Source organism: Paenibacillus protaetiae (assembly GCF_004135365.1).
Taxonomy (GTDB): domain Bacteria; phylum Bacillota; class Bacilli; order Paenibacillales; family Paenibacillaceae; genus Paenibacillus_AP; species Paenibacillus_AP protaetiae.
In genome coordinates this window covers 1,871,308-1,896,377 of record NZ_CP035492.1, presented here as the reverse complement: position 1 = coordinate 1,896,377, position 25,070 = coordinate 1,871,308, and the positions used below count along the sequence as shown (strand labels likewise).

Annotated in this window: 22 protein-coding genes and 1 pseudogene; 15 read left to right on the top strand and 8 right to left on the bottom strand. The window is 52.3% G+C overall.

The features are described 5' to 3' along the window. Positions 1-179: 179 nt before the first annotated feature. Positions 180-689 carry a hypothetical protein gene (locus tag ET464_RS08685; RefSeq protein WP_129440099.1) on the top strand — a complete coding sequence of 170 codons (510 nt, stop codon included), beginning with the start codon at positions 180-182 and terminating at the stop codon, positions 687-689. Positions 690-949: 260 nt separating this feature from the next. Here the strand turns inward: ET464_RS08685 and fabV are convergent, their stop codons facing one another. Together fabV and ET464_RS08675 are read right to left on the bottom strand one after the other, a co-directional pair. Then, complete coding sequence (fabV, locus tag ET464_RS08680; RefSeq protein ID WP_129440097.1) at positions 950-2,140, bottom strand: enoyl-ACP reductase FabV; 1,191 nt, start codon at positions 2,138-2,140, stop codon at positions 950-952. Positions 2,141-2,348: 208 nt separating this feature from the next. Beyond that, the gene (locus ET464_RS08675) at positions 2,349-2,894 is read right to left on the bottom strand and encodes a superoxide dismutase family protein (protein WP_129440095.1); all 546 of its coding nucleotides are present in this window, start codon (positions 2,892-2,894) and stop codon (positions 2,349-2,351) included. A gap of 186 nt (positions 2,895-3,080) precedes the next feature. Between ET464_RS08675 and ET464_RS08670 the strand changes: the two genes are divergently transcribed. The 5 genes from ET464_RS08670 (at position 3,081) to ET464_RS08650 (ending at position 6,331) form a co-directional block, all read left to right on the top strand. Beyond that, the gene (locus ET464_RS08670; RefSeq protein WP_129440093.1) at positions 3,081-3,284 is read left to right on the top strand and encodes a hypothetical protein; all 204 of its coding nucleotides are present in this window, start codon (positions 3,081-3,083) and stop codon (positions 3,282-3,284) included. Between the two features lie 23 nt (positions 3,285-3,307). Continuing rightward, the gene (locus tag ET464_RS08665) at positions 3,308-4,021 is read left to right on the top strand and encodes a hypothetical protein (RefSeq protein WP_129440091.1); all 714 of its coding nucleotides are present in this window, start codon (positions 3,308-3,310) and stop codon (positions 4,019-4,021) included. Further along, positions 4,018-5,217 carry a glutathionylspermidine synthase family protein gene (locus ET464_RS08660; protein ID WP_129440089.1) on the top strand — a complete coding sequence of 400 codons (1,200 nt, stop codon included), beginning with the start codon at positions 4,018-4,020 and terminating at the stop codon, positions 5,215-5,217. Before ET464_RS08665 ends, ET464_RS08660 begins: the two co-directional genes overlap by 4 nt. Further along, on the top strand, positions 5,214-5,936 hold the full coding sequence (locus ET464_RS08655) for a hypothetical protein (RefSeq protein ID WP_129440087.1): 723 nt from the start codon (positions 5,214-5,216) through the stop codon (positions 5,934-5,936). The genes ET464_RS08660 and ET464_RS08655 overlap by 4 nt, the downstream gene beginning before the upstream one ends. A 65-nt stretch (positions 5,937-6,001) precedes the next feature. Beyond that, the gene (locus ET464_RS08650; RefSeq protein WP_244226757.1) at positions 6,002-6,331 is read left to right on the top strand and encodes a DUF350 domain-containing protein; all 330 of its coding nucleotides are present in this window, start codon (positions 6,002-6,004) and stop codon (positions 6,329-6,331) included. A gap of 54 nt (positions 6,332-6,385) precedes the next feature. Here ET464_RS08650 and ET464_RS08645 read toward each other — a convergent pair whose 3' ends face one another. Then, positions 6,386-7,351 carry an alpha-E domain-containing protein gene (locus tag ET464_RS08645; protein WP_129440083.1) on the bottom strand — a complete coding sequence of 322 codons (966 nt, stop codon included), beginning with the start codon at positions 7,349-7,351 and terminating at the stop codon, positions 6,386-6,388. Between the two features lie 7 nt (positions 7,352-7,358). Further along, positions 7,359-8,870 carry a circularly permuted type 2 ATP-grasp protein gene (locus tag ET464_RS08640; RefSeq protein WP_244226721.1) on the bottom strand — a complete coding sequence of 504 codons (1,512 nt, stop codon included), beginning with the start codon at positions 8,868-8,870 and terminating at the stop codon, positions 7,359-7,361. Between the two features lie 268 nt (positions 8,871-9,138). Between ET464_RS08640 and ET464_RS08635 the strand changes: the two genes are divergently transcribed. From ET464_RS08635 to ET464_RS08625, 3 genes are read left to right on the top strand one after another with little or no spacing between them, the layout of a single operon-like run. Further along, a complete protein-coding gene (locus ET464_RS08635) occupies positions 9,139-11,844 on the top strand; it encodes a response regulator (RefSeq protein ID WP_129440081.1) in 2,706 nt (901 codons plus the stop codon). A 13-nt stretch (positions 11,845-11,857) separates the two neighbouring features. Further along, positions 11,858-12,691: a CheR family methyltransferase gene (locus ET464_RS08630; RefSeq protein WP_129444222.1), complete on the top strand. Its 834-nt coding sequence runs from the start codon at positions 11,858-11,860 to the stop codon at positions 12,689-12,691. Beyond that, positions 12,663-14,453 carry a response regulator gene (locus tag ET464_RS08625; RefSeq protein ID WP_129440079.1) on the top strand — a complete coding sequence of 597 codons (1,791 nt, stop codon included), beginning with the start codon at positions 12,663-12,665 and terminating at the stop codon, positions 14,451-14,453. Before ET464_RS08630 ends, ET464_RS08625 begins: the two co-directional genes overlap by 29 nt. Before the next feature lie 150 nt (positions 14,454-14,603). On the opposite strand, the gene ET464_RS08620 is transcribed toward ET464_RS08625, so the two are convergent. From ET464_RS08620 to chrS, 4 genes and pseudogenes are all read right to left on the bottom strand, one after another. After that, positions 14,604-15,083 carry a C40 family peptidase gene (locus ET464_RS08620; RefSeq protein ID WP_129440077.1) on the bottom strand — a complete coding sequence of 160 codons (480 nt, stop codon included), beginning with the start codon at positions 15,081-15,083 and terminating at the stop codon, positions 14,604-14,606. A gap of 211 nt (positions 15,084-15,294) precedes the next feature. Next, positions 15,295-15,833, bottom strand: a pseudogene (gene chrA / locus ET464_RS08615) (chromate efflux transporter ChrA). Beyond that, entirely contained in the window at positions 15,821-16,462 is a 642-nt protein-coding gene (chrB, locus tag ET464_RS08610; protein WP_244226720.1) for a chromate efflux transporter ChrB, read from the bottom strand. Before chrB ends, chrA begins: the two are co-directional and overlap by 13 nt. A gap of 2 nt (positions 16,463-16,464) precedes the next feature. Next, entirely contained in the window at positions 16,465-16,938 is a 474-nt protein-coding gene (gene chrS, locus ET464_RS08605; protein WP_129440075.1) for a chromate efflux transcriptional regulator ChrS, read from the bottom strand. A gap of 237 nt (positions 16,939-17,175) precedes the next feature. Between chrS and ggt the strand changes: the two genes are divergently transcribed. The 6 genes from ggt to ET464_RS08575 all read left to right on the top strand — a co-directional run bounded on the left by ggt (position 17,176) and on the right by ET464_RS08575 (position 25,063). Beyond that, positions 17,176-18,756 (top strand): gamma-glutamyltransferase, encoded by a 1,581-nt coding sequence (ggt, locus tag ET464_RS08600; RefSeq protein WP_129440073.1) that lies wholly within the window; start codon positions 17,176-17,178, stop codon positions 18,754-18,756. A gap of 359 nt (positions 18,757-19,115) precedes the next feature. Continuing rightward, the gene (locus ET464_RS08595; RefSeq protein ID WP_244226756.1) at positions 19,116-19,919 is read left to right on the top strand and encodes an ABC transporter ATP-binding protein; all 804 of its coding nucleotides are present in this window, start codon (positions 19,116-19,118) and stop codon (positions 19,917-19,919) included. 36 nt (positions 19,920-19,955) lie between these two features. Next, entirely contained in the window at positions 19,956-20,840 is an 885-nt protein-coding gene (locus ET464_RS08590; protein ID WP_129440069.1) for an ABC transporter permease, read from the top strand. An 87-nt stretch (positions 20,841-20,927) separates the two neighbouring features. After that, positions 20,928-21,953 carry an ABC transporter substrate-binding protein gene (locus tag ET464_RS08585; RefSeq protein ID WP_129440067.1) on the top strand — a complete coding sequence of 342 codons (1,026 nt, stop codon included), beginning with the start codon at positions 20,928-20,930 and terminating at the stop codon, positions 21,951-21,953. Between the two features lie 59 nt (positions 21,954-22,012). Then, entirely contained in the window at positions 22,013-23,353 is a 1,341-nt protein-coding gene (locus ET464_RS08580) for an FAD-binding oxidoreductase (protein WP_129440065.1), read from the top strand. Positions 23,354-23,392: 39 nt separating this feature from the next. Then, positions 23,393-25,063, top strand: a complete 1,671-nt coding sequence (locus ET464_RS08575; RefSeq protein ID WP_129440063.1) for a CocE/NonD family hydrolase — start codon at positions 23,393-23,395, stop codon at positions 25,061-25,063. Positions 25,064-25,070 lie beyond the last annotated feature (7 nt).

The window sequence follows — 25,070 nt, the reverse complement described above, 5'->3', positions numbered from 1 at the left end:
TATACTATACCGCTGGCAGCCGCCGGTTTGAAGCTGGAGCAAGCTCATCATCCCCATAGCCGACCAACAAAAATCATTTACATTCCTGTTGCTGTTTTGTAACTTTCTCCCCTGTCCGCTCGTTATATGCTAATAACAGGCAAATAGAATACTCCACGAAATGAAGGAGCGATGGCGCGATGAAAAAATATATTGCAGGTGCGGCTGTTGCAATAGCTTTTCTGACGACCGTAACTTTCGCGCTTGCGGGAGGCAAGGATTATACGCCGGTGCCAAAAACGGCGGATACGGAAACGGGATATATCGAAGGGATCAGCGGTACTGCCGGAAATTATGTGTTGTCTATTGATGCTATTGATTGGTACGAAGGCGATCAGGCGAAAAAGATTTTTCAAGAGCGTGAAGGCGGCTCCGGTGAGGATGGTCCTCCGGACGGCTATTATATCGTAAATGATGATCCGACGATCAGCCGGCTGCCGATATCTCCAAAGGCGGAAGTCGTCATGCAAATCTATGACCGGACCGGCGACCCGAACGCGTCGGATACCGAATGGAACGAATCGATTACGCTGGACAAATTCGTTCAGCTGCTGCAGTCGGATGATGAATTGTCGATCAAAGATTTTCCGTACCATCTTACGGTAAAAGGCGGTAAAATCGTCCGCATTGTGCAGCAGTTTATTCCATAGTCATAAAGGCGCGGAATCGCGCATACACATAGCACGGGAGACGTAAAGGGCATCATCGGGACAGGGGAAACCGTTCGAAGGAGCATTACGCAGTCATGGAGGGAGCCGCTATGAGCGCAGAACTGCTCATTCAGGTACTCGTACTTGTCGTAATGATCATCGAGCTGGCCAGAACAAAATAAGCGTCCTCATTCAAGAAGCCCCGCCATCTGTATTCAGACAGATGGCGGGGCTTCTGCTGTGCAAGTTATGCCGGATCGTTACCGGAGGTTTGGAATATCAACGGCCGGATCGGTGTCGGCATCGTAATCAATGCCTGCTGTTTCAAAACCAAACAGCTGGAAAAATTCCTCCCGGTACGAAGCCAGGTCGGACAGCTCGTTAATATTGTCCGTGCTGAGGTTTTCCCATATCCGGGTTACTTCTTGCTGAATTTCCGGACGCATCTCCAGATCGTCGATGCGGATGCGGCCTTGATCGTCAAGCGGCGCAGCTTCTCCGGTATACAGTCGCTGCGAGAACAGGCGGTACATTTGCTCGATGCAGCCTTCATGAAGCCCGTGCTCTTTCATCACCTTGTACAACACGGAAATGTACAGCGGAACAACGGGAATCGCTGCGCTGGACTGGGTCACAAGCGCCTTATTGACGGAAATAAACGCCCGTCCGCCTTTGGAGGCCAGCTGTTCGTTCAGCCGTTTAGCCGTTTCTTCCAGATCGTTTTTGGCTTTGCCAATCGTTCCATCCCAGTAGACGGCATGTGTAATTTCCGGCCCGATATAGGAATACGCCACCGTAGTGGCTCCATCGGCCAGAACGCCTGCTTCCTGCAAGGCGTCTATCCACATTTGCCAGTCCTCGCCGCCCATAACGGCTACGGTTTGGCGAATTTCATCTTCAGAAGCCGGTTCGATAGAAGCTTCTGTCACTTCGCCGGTATGGAAATTGACCGTTTTGTTCGTATACGTTTCGCCGATCGGCTTAATAACCGAGCTGAATGTTTCGCCGGTCTTCGGATGGGTGCGGCGCGGCGAAGCTACGCTGTACACAAGCAGGTCGATGGAGCCAAGCTCGGTGCGGATCAGATCAATCGTTTTGGCTTTGATGTCATCGGAGAATGCGTCGCCAACGATGCTGTACGATTTGGAGCCGGCTTTTGCTGCCTCCGCTTCGAATGCCGCCGAGTTGTACCAGCCTGCAGATGCGGTACGGGAGCCTTCCGCCGGCTTGTCAAAAAATACGCCAACCGTGTTGGCGCCGGCGCCAAAGGCGGATACGATACGGGAAGCAAGTCCGTAGCCGGTCGAAGCGCCGACCACAAGCACGTTGCGCGGCCCGCTGATTTTGGGCTGGGCTTGTACATATTCCACTTGGCGCTGAACCTGAGCGGCACAGCCTTCCGGATGGGCGGTTGTGCAAATAAAACCGCGTGTTTTCGGTTGAATGATCATTTTCGGAAGTTCCTTTCTATCGTCAATTGGAAGTATAAAGGCTTTTTGTACAACTGTACCTTATTTTACCGAATATAAGCCGGTTGTGGAAAGTAGCCTGCAGCGGGAAAGCCATTTTATTTTTTTGCAGGACGGCTAATGAAAGAAACGGAAGAGAAGATAGCAGGCATAAGAAAAGCAGCCCGGATCGGGCTGCAGGTCGTGCAGGCTAGCGGATTACGCCGCAGGCGATGCGGTCGCCGGAGTTGCCGGAAGGATCGGTGACATAATCGTCCGCTTTCTCATGGATGACGATGGCCGTTCCGCCTTCTTTCAGAAGCGAGTTCGGCTTGTTTTTGTCCAACGTCACCTGTTCGGTTTTGATGTCCACGTTGATTTTGCCGTCTGCGCCAACCTCGATGTTGGGCAAATCGCCGGCATGGAATCCTTTTGGATTATGAAAGCCATGCTCCTTGTTGAACGGGTTGAAATGGCTGCCCGCCGATTCGAATTTTGGCGGATCGCATTTGCCTGTCATATGAAAATGAAACCCGTGTGTGCCGGGAGGCAGCTTCTCCGCTGTCAGATGAATATGCACACCGTCTTTTTCCTGCTTCAGGCCGGCCGTGCCGATTTTTTCGCCTTGTGCATTAATAATGCTGACAGAGGCGGTTCCCGCCGTTTCTTTTGAATCAGCCGTTACGGATTGGGCAAACAGGCTGCCCGCCGATAACGCCACTGCGCTGAAGCAGGCCAATAAAGCTCGTTTGTTCATGTTGCTTGTTCCTCCTAAGATGTATGTTTTTCCATCAGCTATATAGCATTTTCATAAAAAAGGAAATCCATTCAAAAGGGTTGTCACGATTTCCGAAATCCTGTTTAATTGTAAAATGAAACCAAGTTGGCGCAGCATCCGTATGTATGTTGCCGGCAACAGAATCGAAACGGGAGTGGAACGTTAATGAGAGTGCTTGTAATGGAAAAACTGCCAAGCGGCGAGCTGCGGCAAATTGACGACCGCGAGTGGACCGACGCCATGATTGGCGCCTTGCATCATGTCAATTACCTGATGGTTGGAGGCGTGGAGTATGAGACGATTGAAGGAAGGCTTAATATAGATTCCGGTACGATGGAGCTGCTGGCGGTTAAGGTTCAGCCGCGCTAGCAATGGAAGGAGAGAATAAACCGATGGCCGAAAAGCCTGGCAAACAGTTTCCCGCGCGTTTTTTTAATGCGGAAGGGCTGCCTTTAAAAGTATTGTCGACTTCCTTGGGCATAGCGCTTATCGCTCATGCTGTCGCGGGCGTTATACCATCCGGCAAAGTGTATGCCGAAGCAGGGGCTGCGTCGCCGGAAGCTGCAGCAGACAACGGACCCCGGCTTGTAGAATGGTCGACGGATGCGGTGAAATCGTATTATGACGCTAATTTGGACTGGAATTTGCCGTTATTGGACGATGGTACGGATGACGATAACGAAGAGCAGAGCGGGGGAGGGGGTTCATCCGCAACCACTGGAGGAGGAGGCGGCCCGTCCGGCGGCGGCGGAGCTGTGATGCACTCCTCGTTTGGCTGGGATGATCTGCTGCTGTATCATTTAATCTTTAACCGCGGAACGGCGTATTCTTCTACCACCTGGCACAATACGCAAACAACTTATGACGCAAGAACCGGCAAAGTATACAAACCGTCCGTATACGATTCGGGCACTTTTCAAAATAAACCGGTGGCCGGTTCAACTGTACGTCCCAAAACATCCAATACGACCGGTTCCATTACGCGCAGATCGGTTTCTTCTTCGCCTGGCGGTATCGGCGGCAAATCGAGCGGATTGTCTTCGTCCGGCTCCTCCTCGTCAAGCGGGCATAGCTCCATCAGCCACTCGGGCGGTTTTGGCGGATGAGTCCGGTCAAAGTATTTGAGGCGGTTGGCGTGCCGGGGCCCGACCGGACGGAGAAGACGCGCGCGCTGCGGGACATGGGATTCACCTGGGCGGATTTGGAGGAGGAAGCGTATTGGCTGGATCAGGCCGTCGCCATGCGGCGGGATGTGTATGAAGAGCTGGTGCAGGCGTCGGCGGCGTTATGGCGCATCTTCGACCGCGCCGCCCGTTATGCCCACAAGCGCAAGGAGCTGTATGCGATGCTGGGTATTCCGGAGCTGCTGTGGGAAGCGCTCGACCGGCTGGAGATGAACGGCCCCGGCTTGATCAGCCGCTATGCCCGGTTTGATTTTGCCATTAGCGATGACGGCGCTATTAAGCTGCTGGAGCTTAATGCGGATACGCCTACCGGTTATGTCGAAGCGTCCGTTGCAACGCCGTGGGTGTGCGGGCAGCGCGGTTTGGCTTCACCTAACGACCGCATGCCGGAGCTGCTGGCAGCGGCTTGGACTGCCGAGCAGCCGGATACAGCCGCTTGCGTTGCCTACGGCGAGCATCTGGAGGATTCGGGCACGATCGAAATGATGGCGAAACATAGCGGCTTGCCCGTAAATTTCGTGGACTGCCTGGACTTGTGGGTGGACGAAGGCGTGCTTAAAGACGGCAGCGGCGAGCCGATCCGGCGCATGTTTGCGCTGTATCCGAAAGAATGGATGGCGATTGATGACGGCGGCGACGCTCTCGCTTATGCCCTGGAAACGGAGCAGCTCGTATTGTTTAACGGCATCCATGCTATATTGCTCCAATCCAAAGGGCTGCAGGCATTGATTTGGGGCCTTTATGAGCTGGGAATGCTGTTCAGCGAAGAAGAGCGGGCTGTCATCGGCCGTTATATGCTGCCTACTTACAATAAGGCGGTATTTGACGGAAGTTATGTCAGCAAGTCCATGTTTGGGCGCGAAGGCGGATCTGTGTCGATTTATAATGCGTCGGGCGAGCTGGAGATCCAAGACACGGACGGCTTTGATACAAGCGTGTTTTTTCCGCGCGTGTACCAGAAGCGGGCCGAGCTTGCAAAGATAGATTTGGCGGCCGGCCAATTCCGGCTGCTCACGGGCGTGTTTGTCATTAACGGCGAGCCGTGCGGCCTGCTTGGCCGCGCCGGCGGGCTTATTACGGGCAATACGAGCCATTTTGTAGCGATAGGGGTGAAATGATGCAGTATGGTAACGGATATAACCGCGGCGGCGGAGACCGGAACAATCGTCCGGCATCCATGCTGGTCGGGGGCATTTTGCTAGTTGTGTTTATCGCTTTTGCCTTTAACTCCTGTTCGAATGACCGGTACAGCAGCGATTCCGCGATTTCATGGTCAACCGAAACGTCGGCGATCCCTCAGGATACTGCAACCGTACAAGCGGATGAAACGGACCCAAGCACCGTGCCTTGGGATTACCGGATCGTGGAAGGCGAGGTTAGCGATCTGATCGGCAGCGATATGACAGTATTGCCGGATAATGAAATGCTTCCGAATGATAATAATTACGCCACCGGCGACAAGCTGTATACGCTTCAGTACATGAGCGCGGATATGATGACCGGCAGCGACGGGCGCAATGATGTAACGTTAAGCGCATGGCGCACCATCAAATCGTTTCCGACTAAAGAGGCCGCCGAGCAGGATTTGGAGAAGCTGAAGGTCCGCATTACGACGGAAACGAAGCTGATTGGTGTATACCAAACGGAATATAACGGCGAATTCAGGCAATTCGCTGTTCTGGAATTGCCTTCCGGCAACCGGGTGAAACAGCCGATTGATGCAGACCGTTACGCCAAGCTGAAGACAGCGGATAAAGCGAATATTATTGTCGAAGAGGTACATGATTTTTCCGATTATGATTTGACGTATGCCAAGTTCCGGGGGTGGGCTTCTTGAGTTGGGTAGATTTGCTTGATTTAATTGTAGGCGTTGCCGTGATCGTCATTCTTCAGCTGCTGGGCATGGTGTTGTTCAGCTGGATGACGCCGTACAGCGATTTGAAGGAGCTGAAGCGCGGCAATATTGCAGCAGGACTGGCGATGGGCGGGCAGTTTTTGGGGACAGCCATTATATTGGGCGTAGCTGCTTATACGAATACATCCATTTGGCATATGATGTTATGGTTTGCAATCGGCTATGTGTGCCTGTTGGCGGTATACTGTGTGTTTGACTGGGTAACGCCGGGATTGAAGTTGTCCGAGCATTTGCAGCAAGGCAACACAGCAGTCGGCATGCTGTTGTTTATTGTCTATGTCGGCATGAGCTTCTCAATCAGCAGTCTGATTGTGTAAGCAAACGGATAAGCGAAAGCCAAGGATATCTCATCCTTGGCTTTTTTGGCGTGCTTATTGAACGAAGCTAGCGATCCGTATCGGGTTTTCCTCATCCATGCACGTATCCGAAATGAGCTGCCCAAGCTGGTCGCACGACTCCGTCATTTGAAGAAGGTGGTCCAGGATGGCATTGCCGTCATTTGCATCGCGGCTGATGCCGTCGATTCGAATATGAACAAGCAGATGATTGATTTGATCGGATAACTGCTCAATCTGGCCATGGATCAGCAAGTCGGATTCGCAGCATGTTTTTAAAGCGTGAACGGCAAACCGGACCGACCGCGGGAAATAAGCGTTCTGCAGTAAAAAATCCGCTGTCTCCGCCAGGTTGACGTGATTGGCATACAGTTTGCGGAACGCTTCATAACCGCCGCATGCTTTCAGAAGCGACACACACTGGCTGTATTCATAATCGCTGCTGCAGCTTTCATCCGCCAGCACATGGCTGCAGCTGTCATACAGGACATGAATCGTATTGCGCATCCGTTCCAAATATTTGCCGGCCTGAATGAAATTCCAGTTCCTTCCCCGGCTCATGGATGAATCAGCAGCTCCGTTGAATAACGACAGCCATTCCCCAATCCGTTTATAAAACTTATAGGGAGGATAAGCCTGCACTTGATAGACATCCTGCTCTTTAAGCCAGATATACAGGGAGTTGATCAGTTCCCACAGCTCACCGGGCAGCATTTGCCGCATTACGCGCGTATTGTTTCTCGCCTTCTGCACACTGGACAAGATGCTGTTCGGATTCGAAGGCTCAAAAGTGAAGTAGCTGAGCGTATTCAGCTCATTGGGGTGGGGATGCGCATTTTGCAGGCCGGTTAAATCGCCGGCAGCAGCGGCGAGCCGCAGCCATTCGTGATGGGTAGCCCTGTCATCGCGCCTATGATAATACACATTAATCATTCTGACATAATGATCGGCACGTTCCAAATATCGTCCAATCCAATACAATTGTTCGGCATAACGGGTCATGGTTGGATCACCTCGAATTCAGTTCAAGTCGGCTGGCGGCAGACGAAGTCAGAACCCATGTATCCTTCGTGCCGCCGCCTTGCGATGAGTTTACAACAAGAGAGCCTTGCTGCAGCGCTACACGGGTCAACCCGCCGGGAACGGCATAGGAAGTGTTGTCACCCGTAAACACGAATGCGCGCAAGTCGATATGCCGCGGCGCGATCCGGTCATGGGCCAGCGACGGGCTGCAAGACAATTTGACAGTCGGCTGCGCTATGTACCGCTCGGGATGAAGTATTATTTTTTCGCGAAATTTTTTTATTTCTTCATCCGTTGAAGTAGGGCCGATCAGCATGCCGTAGCCGCCGGAGAGGCATCTTTCTTTTACGACCATCTCGGGCAGGCGTGACAATACAAATTCCAGCTCATGCGGTCTGGACAATATATAAGTGGGAACATTGTTAATGATCGGTTCTTCATTCAAATAGTAGCGGATCATATCCGGAACGTAGGCGTATACCGCTTTATCATCGGCTACGCCGGTTCCCGGCGCGTTCGCAAGCGCAACATTCCCGGCGATATAGGCATCCATGAGGCCGGGGACACCAAGCAAAGAATCTTTACGGAAGGCGAGCGGGTCCAAAAACTCGTCATCAATACGCCGGTAAATGACGTCTACCTGGCGAAGGCTGTTCCTTGTTTTCACATAAACAGTCCGGTTAATAACGGTTAAATCGTGCGGCTCCACAAGCTGGATACCCATTTCTTGCGCCAGGAAGGAATGGTCGTAATAAGCGGAATTATAGCTGCCCGGCGTCAGCAGCACTACGCAGGGATCGGCTTTGGAAGACGGCGCCATGCTCCGCAGGCAGCTTAATAACGCATTCATACCGGGATCGATATCGCGGACACGGTAGTCAAAGTACAATTCCGGAAACAGGTTCCTCATCATTTCCCGGTTTTTGTATATATAGGACAATCCCGAAGGCGTCCTTAAGTTATCTTCCAGCACATAGAACTGACCGTTGTCGCCGCGTACCAGATCAATGCCCGACAGCGGGATATACACATCGTTTGGCACATCAAGTCCGGCCATAGCCGGTACATAATAAGGGTTATTCAATACCAAATCCCGCGGAATAAGTCCATCGTTCAAAATATGCTGCTCATGATAAATATCGCTAATAAAACGGTTTAATGCCCGGGTCCGCTGCTGCAGCCCTTTCTCCAGCTGCTGCCATTCTTCTGCTGTAATCAGGCGGGGGAGCAGGTCGAAAGGTATTGTTCTCTCCTGGTCGGATTTGTCCGGCTCGCTGCTGTAAACCGTAAACGTAATGCCCTGGGATACCATTTCGGCTTGCATGACGGCATCCTTTTGTTTCAGCTCATCCATGCCCATTCTCGAAATCCGGTGCAGCACCGCGCTATAATGGGTCCTCGCTTTACCCCGTCCTTCAAACATTTCATCGTAATAAGGAAGCAGCTCATAACTTGCAAACGGCTGATTCATGTTATCCTTCGCCATCAATATGGCCATTGGGAAATCCCTCCATCGATATTTATTTCTTCTTTTATGGTTATGTGAATTTATATAACATCGGATAACACAGCTAAGTATAGAGTAAGCGTGTTTTGGTTGTATGTCGAAACTGCTTGCTTAAATGTGTCTATTTTGTGACAATGGCAAATTAACCTCATAATAATTGTTTTGCACTATAGGCATCTGATTAGTAGGAATGTAAGATACAAGGAGATAAGGCTATTTATTCAATGAAGGCGACAGGCCGGATAACTGGAGGATTTCCATGAGATTTACCATTCGAAGCAAGCTGCTTCTCTGTTTTTTATCTGTTGCGTTTTTGGTGACTGCAGTTAATATTACAGCCTATGTTTACAATGACAGGGTGAATAAGTCGTATAACGACTTGATAGACCGGCGGGTCACGGTGTTAAGCATGGCCAAAGACGTGGAGTACTTGTCTGTGCAGCAGACAAGCAGCTTGAAAGGATATCTGCTTACGAGAGATTCCAGTTATTTGACGGAGCTGCAAACCGCCAACGAACAGCTGAATTTGCTGACCGGACAAGCGGGGGCTTTGATGACCCAGCCGGAAACTAAAGAATCTTCCCAAAAGCTGTACGAAACGAATCAGGCGTTTATGCGAAGCTATGAACATATGCTTGATAACCTGCAGCAGAACCAGGATCAGGATGCCGCTTTAGCTTATTTCAAGGACGAAGTGCTTCCTATTGGCCAGGAGCTTGGGGCTTTGTCCCAGTCGATTGCGGGTTATCAGCAGCAATTATTGGATAAAGGCAAGCAGGCTAACACTGCAATGGTTAACTTCGTAAACCGGACAACGGCCATATTAACGGTTGTAACCTTTTTATTAACGCTGCTGATCGGACTTGTTTTGTCGCAACGGATTACGAGAAACCTGTTCAAAATTACGAGTGTAATTACCGGAGTGACGCATGATTCCATGTCCGCTTCCGAGCTGCCCCATATTGATGTGCGGACGCAGGATGAAATCGGCGACATTGCCCGGTCGTTTAATGAAATGGCCAAGATGCTGAAACATTATTCCAACCTGGAACAAGAGCAGCGCTGGATGGAAACGAATGTAGCCGTAATGGCTACGAAACTTCAAGGCATACAAAATCTGGAAGGGTTGGCCCAGCTGTTTATTACGACCGTTACTCCGTTAGTTGAAGCAAGTTACGGCGTTTTTTATATCCAGCAAAAAAGCGGCCGCCATCCGCAGCTGAACAAGCTTGCTTCCTATGCTTATCAGCAGCATGAGGTCGGAATAGAGTCTTTTAGAAGCGGGGAAGGGCTGATCGGGCAAGCCGCGCTGGAAAGCCGGACCATTGTGATGGAACACTTGCCGGATAACTATATTCAAATCTCGTCGGGACTCGGCAAAGCTGCTCCTGCAAGCCTGATGATAATGCCTGTGCAGTTCGAAGGCCAGGTCGTAGCCGTTATTGAGCTGGCTTCGTTCAGCAAGTTCAAGCCGATTCAGCAAACGCTCCTGCAGCACTTATGCGCGCATCTTGGCAGTGTCATCAGCAGCATCTCGGGACGGATGCAGGTTGAGCAGCTGCTGGTGGAGTCGCAGGTGCTGACCGAAGAGCTGCAAACGCAATCCGAAGAGCTGCGCGGCATCAATGAAAAACTGGAGGAGCAATACAAAAACTCCGAGCAAAAAACAAAAGAATTGGAAATTACCAAAAATGAGCTGGAAGAAAAAGCGAAGCAGCTGGCGCTCAGTTCGCAATATAAATCCGAGTTTTTGGCGAACATGTCCCATGAGCTCCGGACGCCGCTGAACAGCCTGCTCATCCTGTCCAATATTTTGGCGGATAACAAGGACGGTAATTTGCAGGAAAATCAAATCAAATACGCGCAGACGATCCACCAATCCGGGCATGATCTGCTTCAGCTGATTAACGACATTCTGGACTTGTCCAAGGTGGAGTCCGGCAAAATCGAGCTTGTGAAAGGTCCTGTCAGTTTGATGGCCGTGTTGGAAACGGCTGAACAGCAATTTGCCCCGGTTGCCCGCCAAAAGGGACTAACGTTTACGGTTAAGCTTGACGCCGGGCTGCCGGAAACGATCGTGACCGATGAGCAGCGGCTGCTGCAAATTATAAAAAATCTGCTTTCCAATGCCTTTAAATTTACGGAAAGCGGGGAAGTGAAGCTGCACATTCACCACGCGAATCAAGCGTTGCTGCCTGCGCACAACAAGCTGCTTGCAAGCGGCTCCGGCATTGCCTTTTCCATTAGCGATACCGGCATCGGCATTCCGCGGGACAAGCAAAGCCTTATTTTCCAAGCGTTCCAGCAGGCGGACGGCACAACCAACCGCAAATATGGCGGTACCGGGCTGGGCTTATCCATCAGCTCGAATATAGCCGAATTATTAAACGGGCATATCGTGGTAAACAGCGACACCGGCAAAGGCAGCATGTTCTCGCTTGTCCTTCTATGCGAGCAGCCGGAGGAAGAAGAGGAAGCTCAGTCCCTTGTAGAGCTGGAGTCGGCCGCCGCTGCAGCGGACCGCCATTTTACAAACGGGCTGCAAGTGAGCGAAAGCCAGGATGAGCTGGACGGGGCGATATGGGAAGGCAAAAAAATATTGATCGTTGATGATGATATGCGCAATATTTACGCCATGACGATTGCCCTTGAAAGCAAAAAAGCAACCGTGCTTTTTGCTGAAAACGGACTTTCATGCTTGAAAGTACTGAAGGATCATCCGGATGTGGATTTGATCCTGATGGACATTATGCTGCCAGAGATGGACGGCTATGAAACGATGCGGACGCTGCGCCAAATGCCGGGTTTCGAGCTGCTGCCCATCATTGCGTTAACGGCAAAGGCGATGAAAGACGACAGGGACAAATGTATCGACGCCGGCGCTTCCGATTATATTAGCAAGCCAGTGAAGCTGGAGCAGCTTTTTGCCTGTATCCATTCCTGGCTTACCGCAGATAGGTGGTAACCGATTGAATACGATGGATAAGGAGCCGATTGATGAACGCGAACGAATCGAAATCGAGCTTTTCCTTGAAGCGCTGTACCGTTATTACGGGGTTGACTTCCGGAACTATGTATTTCCGACGATCAGACGGCGAATCTGGTACCGCATTCGTGCAGAGCGATTAAAAAGCGTATCCGGCTTGCAGGAAAAAGTGCTGCATGACCGCCGTATTTTCAACCGGCTTCTGAATGATTTCTCCATCAATGTAACGGAGCTTTTTCGCGATCCGGATTTTTTTAAGGCGTTTCGGGCTGCCGTCGTGCCGCAGCTGAAAGAGTATCCTTTTATCCGTATTTGGCATGCCGGGTGCTCGACTGGTGAAGAAGCATATTCGATGGCTATTTTGCTCCATGAAGAAGGGCTTCTGGAAAAAACGAGGATTTACGCGACGGATATGAATGAATCGGTCATTGAAGAAGCAAAGCTGAAGTCGTTCCCGCTGGAGAGGATGCACCAGTATACGCGCAACTATACGCTGTCCGGCGGGACCAAAACATTAAATGAATACGTGTCCTTAAGTAACGGAAGAGTGGAGTTCAAGCCTTTTCTGGCGGAAAAAATTACATTTGCACAGCATAATTTGGCTGTTGACGAGTCGTTTAATGAGTTCCACGTCATTATTTGCCGCAATGTAATGATCTATTTTAATTCCGGCTTGCAGCATCGCGTGCATGAACTGTTTTATCAAAGCCTTTCCCTCGGCGGCTACCTTGGCCTTGGCCAGAAAGAAAGCATGGCGTTTACAGGCTTCACAGATTGTTATAAGGAGCTGGTGTACAATGAGAAACTTTATCGCAAAATTAAGTAGCGCCGTGTCGCAGGTGAATATATTGATGGTGGATGACCGGCCGGAAAATCTGATCGCACTGGAAGCGATATTAGACGCCCCTCATTACACGCTGTTTCGCGCCCATTCCGGCGAGGAGGCGCTCCGCCATGTCTTGCAGACGGATTTTGCCGTTATCCTGCTTGATGTGCAGATGCCCGGCATGAACGGTTTTGAAACGGCAAGGCTGATCAAAATGAGAGAGCGCTCCAAGTATGTCCCGATTATTTTTATAACCGCCATCAGCCAGGCGGCCGAGCATGTGAACCATGGCTATTCCGTTGGCGCGATTGATTATATTTTTAAGCCATTCCATCCGGAAACGTTAAAGATGAAAATCGAAGCTTTTGTGCAAATGTATCAGTACCAGGAACAAATCAAGCTGCAGAACGAGCTGCTGAGCGTCATCGGAGAAACATCCAACGACACGATTGCGACGGTCGATGAACAGGGCATCCTGCAGACGATTAATCCGTCCGCTGCCAAAATGTTCGGCTACCCGCCTTCAAGGCTGGCCGGACAGCCGATTGACCTTATCGTCCCGGGCCTTTCAGCGATTCTCGCCGAAAAGACGGACAACGGGATTCGTCTTATCGAAACAACGGCCGTACGGAAAGACGGCATCCCGTTTCCCGCAGATATTCAATTCGGAGCGGCAAGTGTAGCCGGTCATCCGCTGTTTGTCTGCTCCATCCGCGATGTCACCGACCGCAAGCTGATGGAGGAGGAGCGTTACCGCAAAATGTTGGATACGATGCCGTGCTTCGTTTCATTGCGGTCGATGGTGGACAAACGGTACATTAATGTGAACGAAAGCTTCTTGAACGCCGCGGGCTTGCATAAAGAGGACGTTATCAATCAAACGGCCGATTTGCTGCAATATATCGTCGATAACAGCGGGCAGGACATTCATAATCCTTGGAAGCCGGAACGCAATGTCCGCATCCGGTATATGACCCATTCCGGTGATTTGCGGGAAGGGCTGTTATCCAGTGAAAGGATGATCATTCACGGCGAGGAATGCCTGTTAAGCGTAATAACCGATATTTCGGAGCGCGTATTTTTAGAGAAAGAGATGGTCCGCCTTGACCGGCTTAACTTAACCGGAGAAATGGCGGCGGGAATCGTGCACGAAATTCGCAATCCGATGACGACGGTACGCGGATTTTTGCAGTTGTCCAAAAGCCAGCCGTCGAAGGAATATACCGACATTATGATTGAAGAACTTGACCGGGTGCACAGCATTGTGACGGAATTTCTTTCCGTCGGCTCCCAGGCGCCGACCAACCGCAAATTAAAGCAGCTGAATACGGTAATTGAGACGTTGTTCCCGCTTATGCAATCGAAAGCATTAACCAGCAACCAGGAAATTGTGCTTGATTTGGCGGAATGCCCGCCTCTTATGCTGGATGAAAAGGAACTTCGCCAGCTTATCCTCAATCTTGCGTTAAACGGGCTGGATGCGATGTCTTCGGGGGGCGCCTTAACGATCAAAACGCGCTTTGACGGCAATGAGGTTGTTCTGGAGGTAAAGGATCAAGGCAGCGGTATTAAAGAAGAACTGCTGGAGAAGCTCGGAACTCCTTTTTTTAGCACGAAGCAAAACGGGACAGGCCTCGGATTGTCGGTCTGCTACGGCATCGCAGCCCGCCATGATGCGGTCATTAAGGTGCAAACAAGCGACAGGGGCACGACTTTTTTTGTTCATTTTTGTTTGGGCGAGGAGAGCCGGGAGCAAGCATAAGGAATGCGGGGGCTGCATATTGCTGCCCCCGCATTCCTTATGGGGCAGGCGAGCTGCGCGTGAACGGCAGGCCGCACACAAAAACGATCGGCCCTTTCCAAAGGGGCCGATCGTTTTTGTGCAGGTGCAGATGATGTGCCGGTTCGGCTGCTACAGCACCCGGCGTGCGGTCACGTAATATTTTTGCCAATAGGAGGTATTCATGCTGGAAAGCGTGACCCCTTGGCTGCTGGAGCTGTGCAAAATCTTTTGGTTGCCGGCATAGATGGCCACGTGGCTGATTGAGCTTCCGTTCGTTTTGAAAAAGACGAGATCGCCGGTGCTAAGTTCCGTCTTTGGAACTTTTTCGCCTTTATAGGATTGCGACAAAGCCGTGCGAGGCAAAGAGACGTCAAAAGCGTTGTAAAGAAATTGAGTAAAGGAGGAGCAGTCGAATGCGTAAGTAACGCCTGCCGGTGCTCCATATTTATAAGGGGTGCCCAAGTAGTTTTCGCCTGTGCTGATCAGTTTCAAAGATTGTGGTGTCGCTGCATGTACCTGTGCGGCCGAACCAAGGGTAAATGCTGAAAAGCCAATTGCTGCGCAGAGTGTAAGTTTAGCGATTTGTTTCAGAAATTTGTTTTTCCGCATGCTCTTAAGTTGCTCCTTCACATCTAATATGTAGTCGACGAATGTTCGTTAAATCTACTATAACACACCCCAAACAGCCCCTTTTCGACAAATGAGAGCTTAAAATACCGTTTACACGCGGATTATCGCCTTTATGAGAATAAAATGAAAAAACACTCATAATTAAACGCCGCCTTTCTCAGATTTCGAGAACGGGCGGCGTTTATCGTTTTTACAGCGTATGAGACAGGACCGCGCCGCCGTAAACGAACGCGATGCAGATGACGATGGCGGGGTGAATTTTCTTGCGTTCCATCAGCCAATAAGCGGCTGCTGCGATGCCAAGCGACTGCCAAATGCCAATTGATTTGGTAGATTCGGAGGCAAGCTGCCAGGTCAGCAGCGCCATCATTACGGCGATTACCGGCTGCACGAGCAGCGTTAATCCTTTGACGACAACCGATTTGCGGTGCTTTTGCAGCAGCTTCAACAATAGAATAAGGGCGACGGCAGACGGAACGACGGTTGCGATTAACGCGAGAACCATGCCGGGGATGCCAAGCACGTCATAACCAACAAACGCGGCTACTTTGGTTGCAATGGGGCCGGGAGCGTATTGCCAAGGGCGATAATATTGGAAAACTGCGAATCGGTTGCCCAATGGTTATGCGTCACGATCTCCTGATACATAAGCGGAATGGAGGCTGGACCTCCGCCGTATCCAAGCACGTTGGACATAAAAAAACCAAGCAGCAGCTTCAGCCATTCCATGTATGATGTTCCCCGCTTTCCTTGCGCATGCCTTTTGGCCTGTTGCGCCGGTTTTTAATCCGTTCCGCCAGTTTGAAGTGAACGGCTCCATAAGCCAGAAAAAGCACAATTACAATTGCGGCATGAACGCCAAGCAGCTGCAGCAGCGCAAATGCGATCGCAAACAGCACAATGCCAAGCACCTTGCCAAGCCCTTTGACGGCGCGTTCGCCGAATTCGTAAGCCATAACGCCGATCATTACGGCGATGACCGGAACGACGGCGGCAATCATGCCCTGCACGATTGCGGATTGGCTCAGCCATTGCACAATCGACATTAAGGCGATCATCGCCACAGCGGACGGCAGAATATGGGCGATGACGGCAGCGCAGGCGCCGAGAGAGCCTTTGACCCGGTAGCCGAGATAAGCGGCCATCTTTGTGGCGATCGGGCCGGGCAGCGCATTGGCAATCGCCAATATTTCCGCAAACTGTTCGTCGTCGGCCCATTTATAATGTGTAACAGCCTCATAACGGATAAGCGGAATGACGGAGGGTCCGCCGCCATAGCCGATGACGCCGGTTTTGGCCATAGCCCAGCACAAGTCGCGGTACCGGCCGGGAGCCTGAGCTTGCAAAGTGTCTTCCATCGCTACAGCCTCATTCCCATCCGGCTCTTGTACCGGTTAATAAGCACCTGGCAGTCTACGCTTGTGACGCCGGGCATTTGATAAAGCTTCTCCCGCAGGAACTCTTCCATCTCGCGGTTGTTCTTGAACAGCCCGTGCATATGGAGTTTGCTGGGGCCGCTCATATGATACAAGCTGGTCACAAACGGATCGTCCGCCAGCTTGTCGGCTACATCATGCAAATGTTTGGGCTCTACATCCACATTGAAAAAAGCGGAGACCTGAATGCCGATTTTTTCCGGATTAATGACCGCCGTAAACCTTTCAATTACACCGTTATCCATCAGCGCATTGATGCGCGCCTGTACGGCAACCCGGGATAAGCCGATATCTTTAGCAAGGTCTGTGTAAGATATTCTGCCGTTTTTATTTAATGCCCCGATGATTTTGCGGTCAATGTCATCAATTTCAACAATAGCAGCTTCGTATTCGTTCATATTTAGCGCTCCTTCCATCAATCGAATCAATTCCGATATGTCGGCTAAATTCGTGTTTCAGTTTCTATATGAATAGAATATATCGCTTAAACCATCCGATTACAACATAAAAATCTGGATTTGATTACGAATCAATCAAAATGATTGCACTAAATCCAGCAGCATGGTATTTTTAGAAAATAGATGTATGTTAGATTACATGACATTTAAGCGGCTATTTTACGGGAGTGTGGGAAGATGGGGAAACCGGTTGTAGGTACGGATGTAATGGTTGTAAGCCCGCATTATTTGGCATCGGCCGCAGGAGCAAGGATGCTGGAGCGGGGCGGCAATGCTTTTGACGCCGCCGTTGCCGTCAGCGCGTGCCTTGCTGTCGTTTATCCGCATATGACGGGGCTTGGCGGCGATTCCTTCTGGCTGACGTATCACCATAGCGACGGACAGGTGCGCGGATACAATGCCAGCGGCCGGTCGGCCGGACGGGCCGAGCGGGCGGCGTTTGCGGGGGAAGCGGCCATTCCGGTAAGGGGCGCGCGCAGCGCCGTCACCGTTCCGGGTATGGCGGACGGCTGGCATGCCGTACATCGCGAATACGGCAGGTTAAGTTTCGCGGAGGTGCTGGAGCCGGCAATCGGTTACGCTGCGGGCGGGTTTCCGATGTCGCCCGACCAGTATGAGCATACGGCCGCGCACCGTTTGATGCTGGCGGCGGATCCGGCCGCCGCATCCGTGTATGTGCCGGGAGGCCGGGTCACGCGGACGGGCGAACGTTTCGTGCAGCAGCAGCTGGCTCGTACATTGCGGGGGCTGGCGCAAGGCGGCAAAGATTATTTTTATAAAGGGGAAGCTGCGCTTGAAATAACCCGTTATTTGAAGGAGTGCGGAGGGTTGCTTGACCGGGAAGACTTTGCCGATCATCACGGGGATTGGGTTGAGCCTGTTCAGGGCTCCTACCGGGGACGGGATGTGTACCAAATGCCGCCGAACTCGCAAGGCTTCGCCGGCCTGATGGCGCTGCAGGTGCTGGACCGGTTTGATTTGTCTGCTGTTCCGCACGGCTCTTATGAGTATTATCATCTGCTTGTCGAAGCGTTGAAGCTGAGCTTTAAGGACCGGAACGCGTATTTGACCGACCCTGTCTTTCATCCCGTCCCGCTTGAACGGCTGCTAAGCCGGGCTTATGCGGCGGAGCTTGCCGCGCAAATCCGAATGGACCGCGCGTTTGATTTTGCCAGCCCTTCCGTCGGCAATGATACGGCATACGCCGCTGTCATCGACAAGGAAGGGAATGCGGTTTCTTTTATTCAAAGCTTATATTTCGAGTTCGGATCGGGAACGGCCGGCGGGGAGACGGGAGTGCTGCTGCAAAACCGGGGTTCTTTCTTTTCGCTTGATCCGGGCCATGTGAACCGTCTGATGCCGCGCAAACGGACGTTTCATACGCTTATGCCGGGCATGGCGTTTACGGATGGCCGCCCAAGCCATCTGTTCGGGACGCAGGGCGGAGAAGGGCAGCCGCAAACCCAGGCGGCACTATTGACGCGGATGATTGATTACGGCATGGATCCGCAGCGGGCGATTGACGAACCCCGTTTTGTATGGGGGCGCACTTGGGGGGCGCCAACGATGGAGCTGAAGCTGGAAAGCCGCATCGACGGCGGGGTCATGGAGAAGCTGGCTGCCGCGGGGCATTTGGTGCGGCGAGTAGCGCCGTTTGACGGCATTGTCGGCCATGCGCACGCCATTTACATCGACGAGCAGGGCTTTCGCAGCGGCGGAACGGATCCGCGTTGTGATGGAGCCGCTATCGGCTGGTGAGCTAGCGAAGCGATAGCGCTGCCCATAGCGTCAGCTCTATTAAATCAATGTAATATAAACTAACACATAAGAGCGTTTGTTACGCTCTTATGTGTTTTTTTGTGCCTGTTTTAGCTGAATCTGATAAGTTTGATGAAAATTAATGTAACATATTCTAACATAAAACCGTTGACGGAAAAGAAAAGGGTCGATATAATCAAACTATCCCAAAAGCAAATAGTTAATGAGAAACAACTAAACCATGCGTAATGGCTTATAAAATCAAATGTTTTTAACAAAACGAAAACGATTCTTTTGATTCATCAACATGTTAACTTATGTTACATAATTGATTCGAAAGGTGGAGACAGGCCATGAGCATGACGACAACAAACGAGCTTACAACGGCGGCAATCCCCGCCAGCGGCAGCAGCGTGCTGGTTAGCTTGAATCAGGTCGGCAAAGTTTACCCGAATGGAACGGTAGCCGTACAGAACGCGAATCTTGCAGTGACGGAAGGCGAATTTTTATGTTTTGTAGGACCGTCGGGATGCGGCAAATCAACCATATTCAATATGATTACCGGGCTGACCTCTCATACGGAAGGCGGCTTGTCCGTACTCGGAACAACACCGTTCCAGGCGAGGCGGCATAATGAAATCGCGTTTGTGTTCCAGGAGCATACGCTGCTCCCCTGGACGAACCTGCTGGAGAATGTAACCTTGCCGCTGAAGCTTCGGGGCATTCCGCGAAAAACGAGAATCGAAGAAGGACAACGAGTACTGGAGCTTGTTGGCCTGAAGGATTACATGAAAGTGCTGCCCCGCCAGCTGTCAGGCGGCATGAAGATGAGGGTGTCCATTGCCAGGGCGCTGATCTCCCGTCCGAAGCTGCTGCTGATGGATGAACCGTTTGGAGCTTTGGATGAGATTACCCGCCAAACTTTGCAGGATGAGCTGCTTCGCATTTGGCAGCAAGATAAGCAAATGACGGTATTGTTCATTACCCATAACGTTTTTGAAGCGGTCTTTTTGTCCACGAGGGTTGTCGTAATGACGCCGAGGCCGGGCAAAATTGCACAAGTTGTCGACATCCCGCAGCCGTTTCCGCGGAATGAGACGTTCCGCACGGCGCATGAATTCAGCGATTATGTACGCCTCATTTCCGGCGCGCTTCAGCATTGATCAGCAAGGGCTTAAACAGAAAAAGGAGTGGTGAGCATGGCAAAACAATGGGTGCCAGCAGCAGCTGACAGCGGCAGGCGGTTAGATACGAAGACAAACTCCGGCAGTTCTGTCCGTAATAGTCAGAAAACAGAAAATATTCTGCTTAAAACGTTCCGAAGCGTGTTTCCCCCGTTTGTCGTCTTTCTCATTGTCGTTGGCGGCTGGGAGCTGGTCGCGAGAGCGGCGGACATTAAGCCGTACCTGCTGCCGAAGCCGACGGACATCGTCAAGGCGGCTGCGGATAACTGGAGCAATCTGATGGTTTCGGTCGGCACCACGGTATCGGAAGCGGTATTTGGCTTTTTGGCAAGCGTCGTGCTTGGCGTCGTTCTGGCGGTGCTGCTGGCCATGAATAAAATGATCGAAAAAAGCGTGTATCCTTACGCCATCATTCTTCAAACGATCCCCATCGTAGCTATAGCGCCGATTATCGTCATCTGGTTTGGCGCAGGCCTAAACGCCATTGTCATCATCTCGTTCCTGATCAGCTTTTTCCCGATCTTGTCCAATACGCTCATCGGGCTGAACTCAACCGATCAGAACATGAAAAACCTGTTTTACTTGTATAATGCCACGAAGCTGCAGACCATTATCCGCCTCCGCATTCCGGCGGCGCTGCCTTATATCGTAGCGGGCTTGAAAATCTCATGCTCGATGTCGGTAATCGGCGCCATTGTCGGCGAATACATCGCAGGCATCGGCGGAGGAAAAGGCGGCCTCGGCTACGCCATTACCGTTGCTTCAACCCGGCTCCAAACGGCTTATTTGTTCGCTTGCGGCCTGTCGGCCGCCGTGCTCGGCATCGTGTTCTTCCTGCTGATTAACCAGCTGTCCAAATGGCTGCTCAGCTCCTGGCATGAATCGGAAATGCGCAATTAAGCAATCCATGTGCCAAGCCATCCATCTGTTTAGCAATCCGCAATTCCCTATAAAGAGAACCATACAACGAAAACAGGAGTGATTGGAATGAAAAAGACATCCCGACCTAAAATGTTTAAGCTGCATGCTGTTGTAATGGCAATATCTGTATCCGCCCTTCTGCTGAGCGCCTGCGGCAATAACAATAATAGCGCCGTATCGGCCGGAACGCCGGAAGGCGGCAAAGTTTCGGCCAAAGTCACAACCGTGACGAACTGGTTTGCCCAAGCGGAGCACGGCGGGGTGTACGCAGCGCTGGAGGAAGGTTTTTATAAGGATGCCGGCCTCGATATGACGATTACCCCTGGCGGCCCGCAAATTTCTGCGACCCAAATCGTTGCTTCCGGCAAAGCGGAGTTTGGCATGGCGCAAGCCGATGAAATTTTGCTCGCCCGCCAAAACGGCATCCCGCTCGTCGCGTTGTTCGCATCGTTCCAAACGAACCCGCAAGGTCTCGTTGTACATAAAGACGCGGGTATTGCTTCCCCGGACAATCTGCACGGCAAAAGCGTCTATGTATCCAGCGGCGCCGGCTACTGGGAATATTTGAAGAAGGCGTACAGCTTGTCGGATGTGAAGCAAATGGCTTACACCGGATCGGCAGCGCCGTTCCTGGCGGATTCCAATGTCGTGCTGCAAGGTTATGTCACCAGCGAGCCGTTTGAAATGAAAAACCAAAACGTAGACGTCGACTTCCTGCTGAACGCCGATTTTGGCTATAACCCGTACGGCAACGTGCTGTTTACGACGGAAGATTATTTGAAGAAACACGGCGATGTCGTCAAAGCGTTTGTCGAAGCGACGGCTAAAGGCTTTGAAGCGTACAAAACCGACTATAAAACGATCAACGAAGCGATCCAAAAAGAAAGCCCCGACATGACAACGGAGAAATTGACCTATGCATCGGAAACGATGATGCCGCTTGTGTTTGACGGCGACGCGAAGGAGCATGGCGTAGGGTATATGTCGAAGGAACGCTGGGAGACGCTTGCCAAACAAATGACGGATACCGGGCTGCTGGACAAAATGCCGGACGTATCCGAAGTGTACACGGACGAATATTTCACGAAATAATCATTGCCTGACTTCGTTATCATGAATGGATTGGCGACATAACCGGGAGGGGACGGAAGATGAGCATGGATTGGAAAACGCGGTTGAAAGAGCAGCTTGATCCGGACTGCCTGCTGTGGGACGATGCTTCGCTGGCTAAATATTCAATGGATTATCATCACTTCTCTCCCGTGCTGGCGCGGGAGCTGAAGGACAAAGTAGCCGAATGCATCGTTTCGCCGCGCAGCGCAGAAGAACTGGATCTCGTTTTATCGATATTGACGGAGGAGAAGGTGCCGGTTACCGTGCGCGGGAACGGCACCGGCAACTACGGGCAGGCGGTTCCGCTTACGGGCGGTGCGGTAATCAACCTCGCCAATATGAACAAGGTGCTGGAGATCGGAGACGGCTATATGCGGGTAGAGCCGGGAGCGCGGCTCGGCAAAATGGACGAAGCGGCGCGCGAATGCGGCCAGGAAGTGATGATGATGCCTTCGACCTTCCATACCGCGTCAATCGGCGGTTTCATTAGCGGCGGTTTTGGCGGGATCGGCTCCATTACATGGGGGACGATCTGGGACGGCTTTGTCGAGCAGATCACGGTCAAAACAATCGAATCGCCGCCGCAGACCTTTACGCTCACCGGCGATGAAATCCGGCCATATCTGCATACGTACGGTGTAGTTGGCATCATTTCCGAGCTGCGGGTCAAGCTGGCTCCGCGTGTGGAATGGATGCAGTGGGCGGTTACGTTTGAAGCGTGGCAGGATGCGGTCCGTTTTGCGATGGAGCTTGCCTCCGACGATTCCATGATGAAACGGCTTGTATCGGTGCATGAATGGCCGGTTTCGCAATATTTCAAGGCATTAAAGCTGCCGGCGGAACGTTCCGCCGCCCTGCTTGAAATCGACGAGCAAGACGAGCGGAAGCTGCTGGAAGCGATCAGCCGCCACGGGGGCCAAATAGACCGCCGCATAACGGCCGACAAATACCGGAAAGGGATCGGCGTATCCGATTTTACGTGGAACCATACAACCTTATGGGCACGCAAAGCCGATACGAGCCTGACCTATTTGCAAACGACGCATACTTGGGACCATGTATTTGAAGAAATGGCCGTCATTAAAAGCGAATTCCCGGAAGTGATGCAGCATCTGGAGTTTAACAAGCAGGCCGGAAAGCTGCGAATCGCCGGGCTGCCGCTGCTGACGTTTACATCGGATGAAAGGCTGAACCAGCTGATCCGCCGCTACAACGAGATTGGCGCTTCGGTCAGCAACCCGCATACATGGGATTTGGAAGACGGCGGACGTTCATTTGTCCATCGGAAGCTGTGGGAACTGAAGCAAGCGAACGACCCTTATCTGCTGCTAAACCAGCTGAAGCTGAAAGAATATAAGCCTGACCTGACCGTATCCTAATCGAACCCGCGGGACGGCGGCGCAAGGGAGAGGAAAGCCATGCGCTTTGGAGGAACGAATGTACAACGCGGTGTCCCGTGCACGATGCGGGACGGCGTTACTTTATACAGTGATATTTACATGCCGGTGCAAGAAGGAACGTACCCGGTACTGCTGATGAGACAGCCGTACGGCCGGATGATCGCGTCGACCGTCAGCCATGCGCATCCGGTATGGTATGCGAGCCGGGGCTACATCGTTGTCATTCAGGATGTGAGGGGGCGGGGAGATTCGGAAGGCACGTTCCGCCCGTTCATTCAGGAAGCGGCGGACGGTTACGACGCTGTGGAATGGGCGGCGGCGCTGCCCGGCTCGAATGGCAAGGTGGGCATGTACGGCTTTTCCTACCAGGGGCTGACGCAGTGGGCGGCGGCATCCGAAGCGCCGCCTTCCTTGAAGGCGATTGCCCCAAGCATGTGCCCGGCCGATTTGTACCACGGCTCCTTTTATCCGTTTGGCAGCTTCTCTATCGGCGACAAGCTGCCGTGGGCGTTCCAGCTTGCGCGGGATACCGCGATGCGGGCGGGCGACCATGACGCAGTCCGGCTCTGCTCGGAGATGATGCGCCATCCGGAAGATCAGCTGTTCCGCGTGCCGGTGCTGGATAAACATCCGGTGCTGGAGCGGTATTTCCCCGAATATTACGAATGGTGCGAGCATACGGAATATGACGAGTATTGGCAGGACAGAAACTGGCTGACGAAGTTTATGGAGCATCCGGTTCCAACGCTGCATATCGGAGGCTGGTACGATTCCTATCTGATGGGAACGCTCCGGTCGTACGAAGCGCTGCAATCGGCTCCGGCCGCCGAAGGCGTGTTCCACCGCCTGATCGTTGGTCCTTGGACACATATCCCGTGGGGCCAAAAAGCAGGCGGAGTGGATCATGGCCCGCATGCAGACGGAAATATCCATGAGGAGCAGGTCCGCTGGTTCGACTACTGGCTGAAGGGAGACCGCTTCGCGGATCAGGCCGCCGAGCCGGCGGTCAAATATTTCGAGCAATACAGCAAGGAGTGGAGAACGGCCGATGTTTTCCCGGGCGAGCAGGAGCCGGGACGGCAGCGTTTGTATTTGTCCGGTTCCGCGAAGCCGGCAAGCGGCGCGCTTGGCGGCGGAGCTTTAAAGCTGTCGCCGGAGGCGGAGGAAGGCGTCCCGGACGTATTCGTCTACGATGCGCGGCTTCCGATGCGGCTGGACAGTTATTTGCCGGCAGACCGGAGCGCCCAGCAGGACCGTTATGAAATATTGGTGTATACAAGCGAAGCGTTGACAGAACCGCTTCATTTGCTGGGCACGCCAAAGGCGGCAATCCGTTATGAGACGATGGAAGGGCCTACGGATCTTGTAGCTGCGCTGACCGCGCTGCTGCCGGACGGCACGGCCCGGTTTCTGAGCATCGGCCGGACGGATATCGGCGTGGACGGCGCTGAAGGCGAGGATGTCCAGCGCACCGCAACCATCCGGCTGCGGCCGTGTGGCGCAGCGCTTATGCCGGGAACACGAATCCGGCTGGAGCTGACAGGAAGCGCCTTTCCGCTGTTCGTCCGCCATCCGAACGGCCGGGCGGGCGAGAAGCATACCTCCGGCGAGGAGCGGCTTCGAATCGCCGCAGTCGCCATCGGCAGCGGCGGCAGCCAGCCGTCGGTGCTGGAGCTGCCTATTATATAAGAAGGAA

Excerpts from the sequence above, each read along its gene's own strand:
- ET464_RS08685 (WP_129440099.1), top strand. The coding sequence starts at position 180 with ATGAAAAAATATATTGCAGGTGCGGCTGTTGCAATAGCTTTTCTGACG.
- fabV (WP_129440097.1), bottom strand. The coding sequence starts at position 2,140 with ATGATCATTCAACCGAAAACACGCGGTTTTATTTGCACAACCGCCCAT.
- ET464_RS08675 (WP_129440095.1), bottom strand. The coding sequence starts at position 2,894 with ATGAACAAACGAGCTTTATTGGCCTGCTTCAGCGCAGTGGCGTTATCG.
- ET464_RS08670 (WP_129440093.1), top strand. The coding sequence starts at position 3,081 with ATGAGAGTGCTTGTAATGGAAAAACTGCCAAGCGGCGAGCTGCGGCAA.
- ET464_RS08665 (WP_129440091.1), top strand. The coding sequence starts at position 3,308 with ATGGCCGAAAAGCCTGGCAAACAGTTTCCCGCGCGTTTTTTTAATGCG.
- ET464_RS08660 (WP_129440089.1), top strand. The coding sequence starts at position 4,018 with ATGAGTCCGGTCAAAGTATTTGAGGCGGTTGGCGTGCCGGGGCCCGAC.
- ET464_RS08655 (WP_129440087.1), top strand. The coding sequence starts at position 5,214 with ATGATGCAGTATGGTAACGGATATAACCGCGGCGGCGGAGACCGGAAC.
- ET464_RS08650 (WP_244226757.1), top strand. The coding sequence starts at position 6,002 with ATGGTGTTGTTCAGCTGGATGACGCCGTACAGCGATTTGAAGGAGCTG.
- ET464_RS08645 (WP_129440083.1), bottom strand. The coding sequence starts at position 7,351 with ATGACCCGTTATGCCGAACAATTGTATTGGATTGGACGATATTTGGAA.
- ET464_RS08640 (WP_244226721.1), bottom strand. The coding sequence starts at position 8,870 with ATGGCCATATTGATGGCGAAGGATAACATGAATCAGCCGTTTGCAAGT.
- ET464_RS08635 (WP_129440081.1), top strand. The coding sequence starts at position 9,139 with ATGAGATTTACCATTCGAAGCAAGCTGCTTCTCTGTTTTTTATCTGTT.
- ET464_RS08630 (WP_129444222.1), top strand. The coding sequence starts at position 11,858 with ATGGATAAGGAGCCGATTGATGAACGCGAACGAATCGAAATCGAGCTT.
- ET464_RS08625 (WP_129440079.1), top strand. The coding sequence starts at position 12,663 with ATGAGAAACTTTATCGCAAAATTAAGTAGCGCCGTGTCGCAGGTGAAT.
- ET464_RS08620 (WP_129440077.1), bottom strand. The coding sequence starts at position 15,083 with ATGCGGAAAAACAAATTTCTGAAACAAATCGCTAAACTTACACTCTGC.
- chrB (WP_244226720.1), bottom strand. The coding sequence starts at position 16,462 with ATGGAAGACACTTTGCAAGCTCAGGCTCCCGGCCGGTACCGCGACTTG.
- chrS (WP_129440075.1), bottom strand. The coding sequence starts at position 16,938 with ATGAACGAATACGAAGCTGCTATTGTTGAAATTGATGACATTGACCGC.
- ggt (WP_129440073.1), top strand. The coding sequence starts at position 17,176 with ATGGGGAAACCGGTTGTAGGTACGGATGTAATGGTTGTAAGCCCGCAT.
- ET464_RS08595 (WP_244226756.1), top strand. The coding sequence starts at position 19,116 with ATGACGACAACAAACGAGCTTACAACGGCGGCAATCCCCGCCAGCGGC.
- ET464_RS08590 (WP_129440069.1), top strand. The coding sequence starts at position 19,956 with ATGGCAAAACAATGGGTGCCAGCAGCAGCTGACAGCGGCAGGCGGTTA.
- ET464_RS08585 (WP_129440067.1), top strand. The coding sequence starts at position 20,928 with ATGAAAAAGACATCCCGACCTAAAATGTTTAAGCTGCATGCTGTTGTA.
- ET464_RS08580 (WP_129440065.1), top strand. The coding sequence starts at position 22,013 with ATGAGCATGGATTGGAAAACGCGGTTGAAAGAGCAGCTTGATCCGGAC.
- ET464_RS08575 (WP_129440063.1), top strand. The coding sequence starts at position 23,393 with ATGCGCTTTGGAGGAACGAATGTACAACGCGGTGTCCCGTGCACGATG.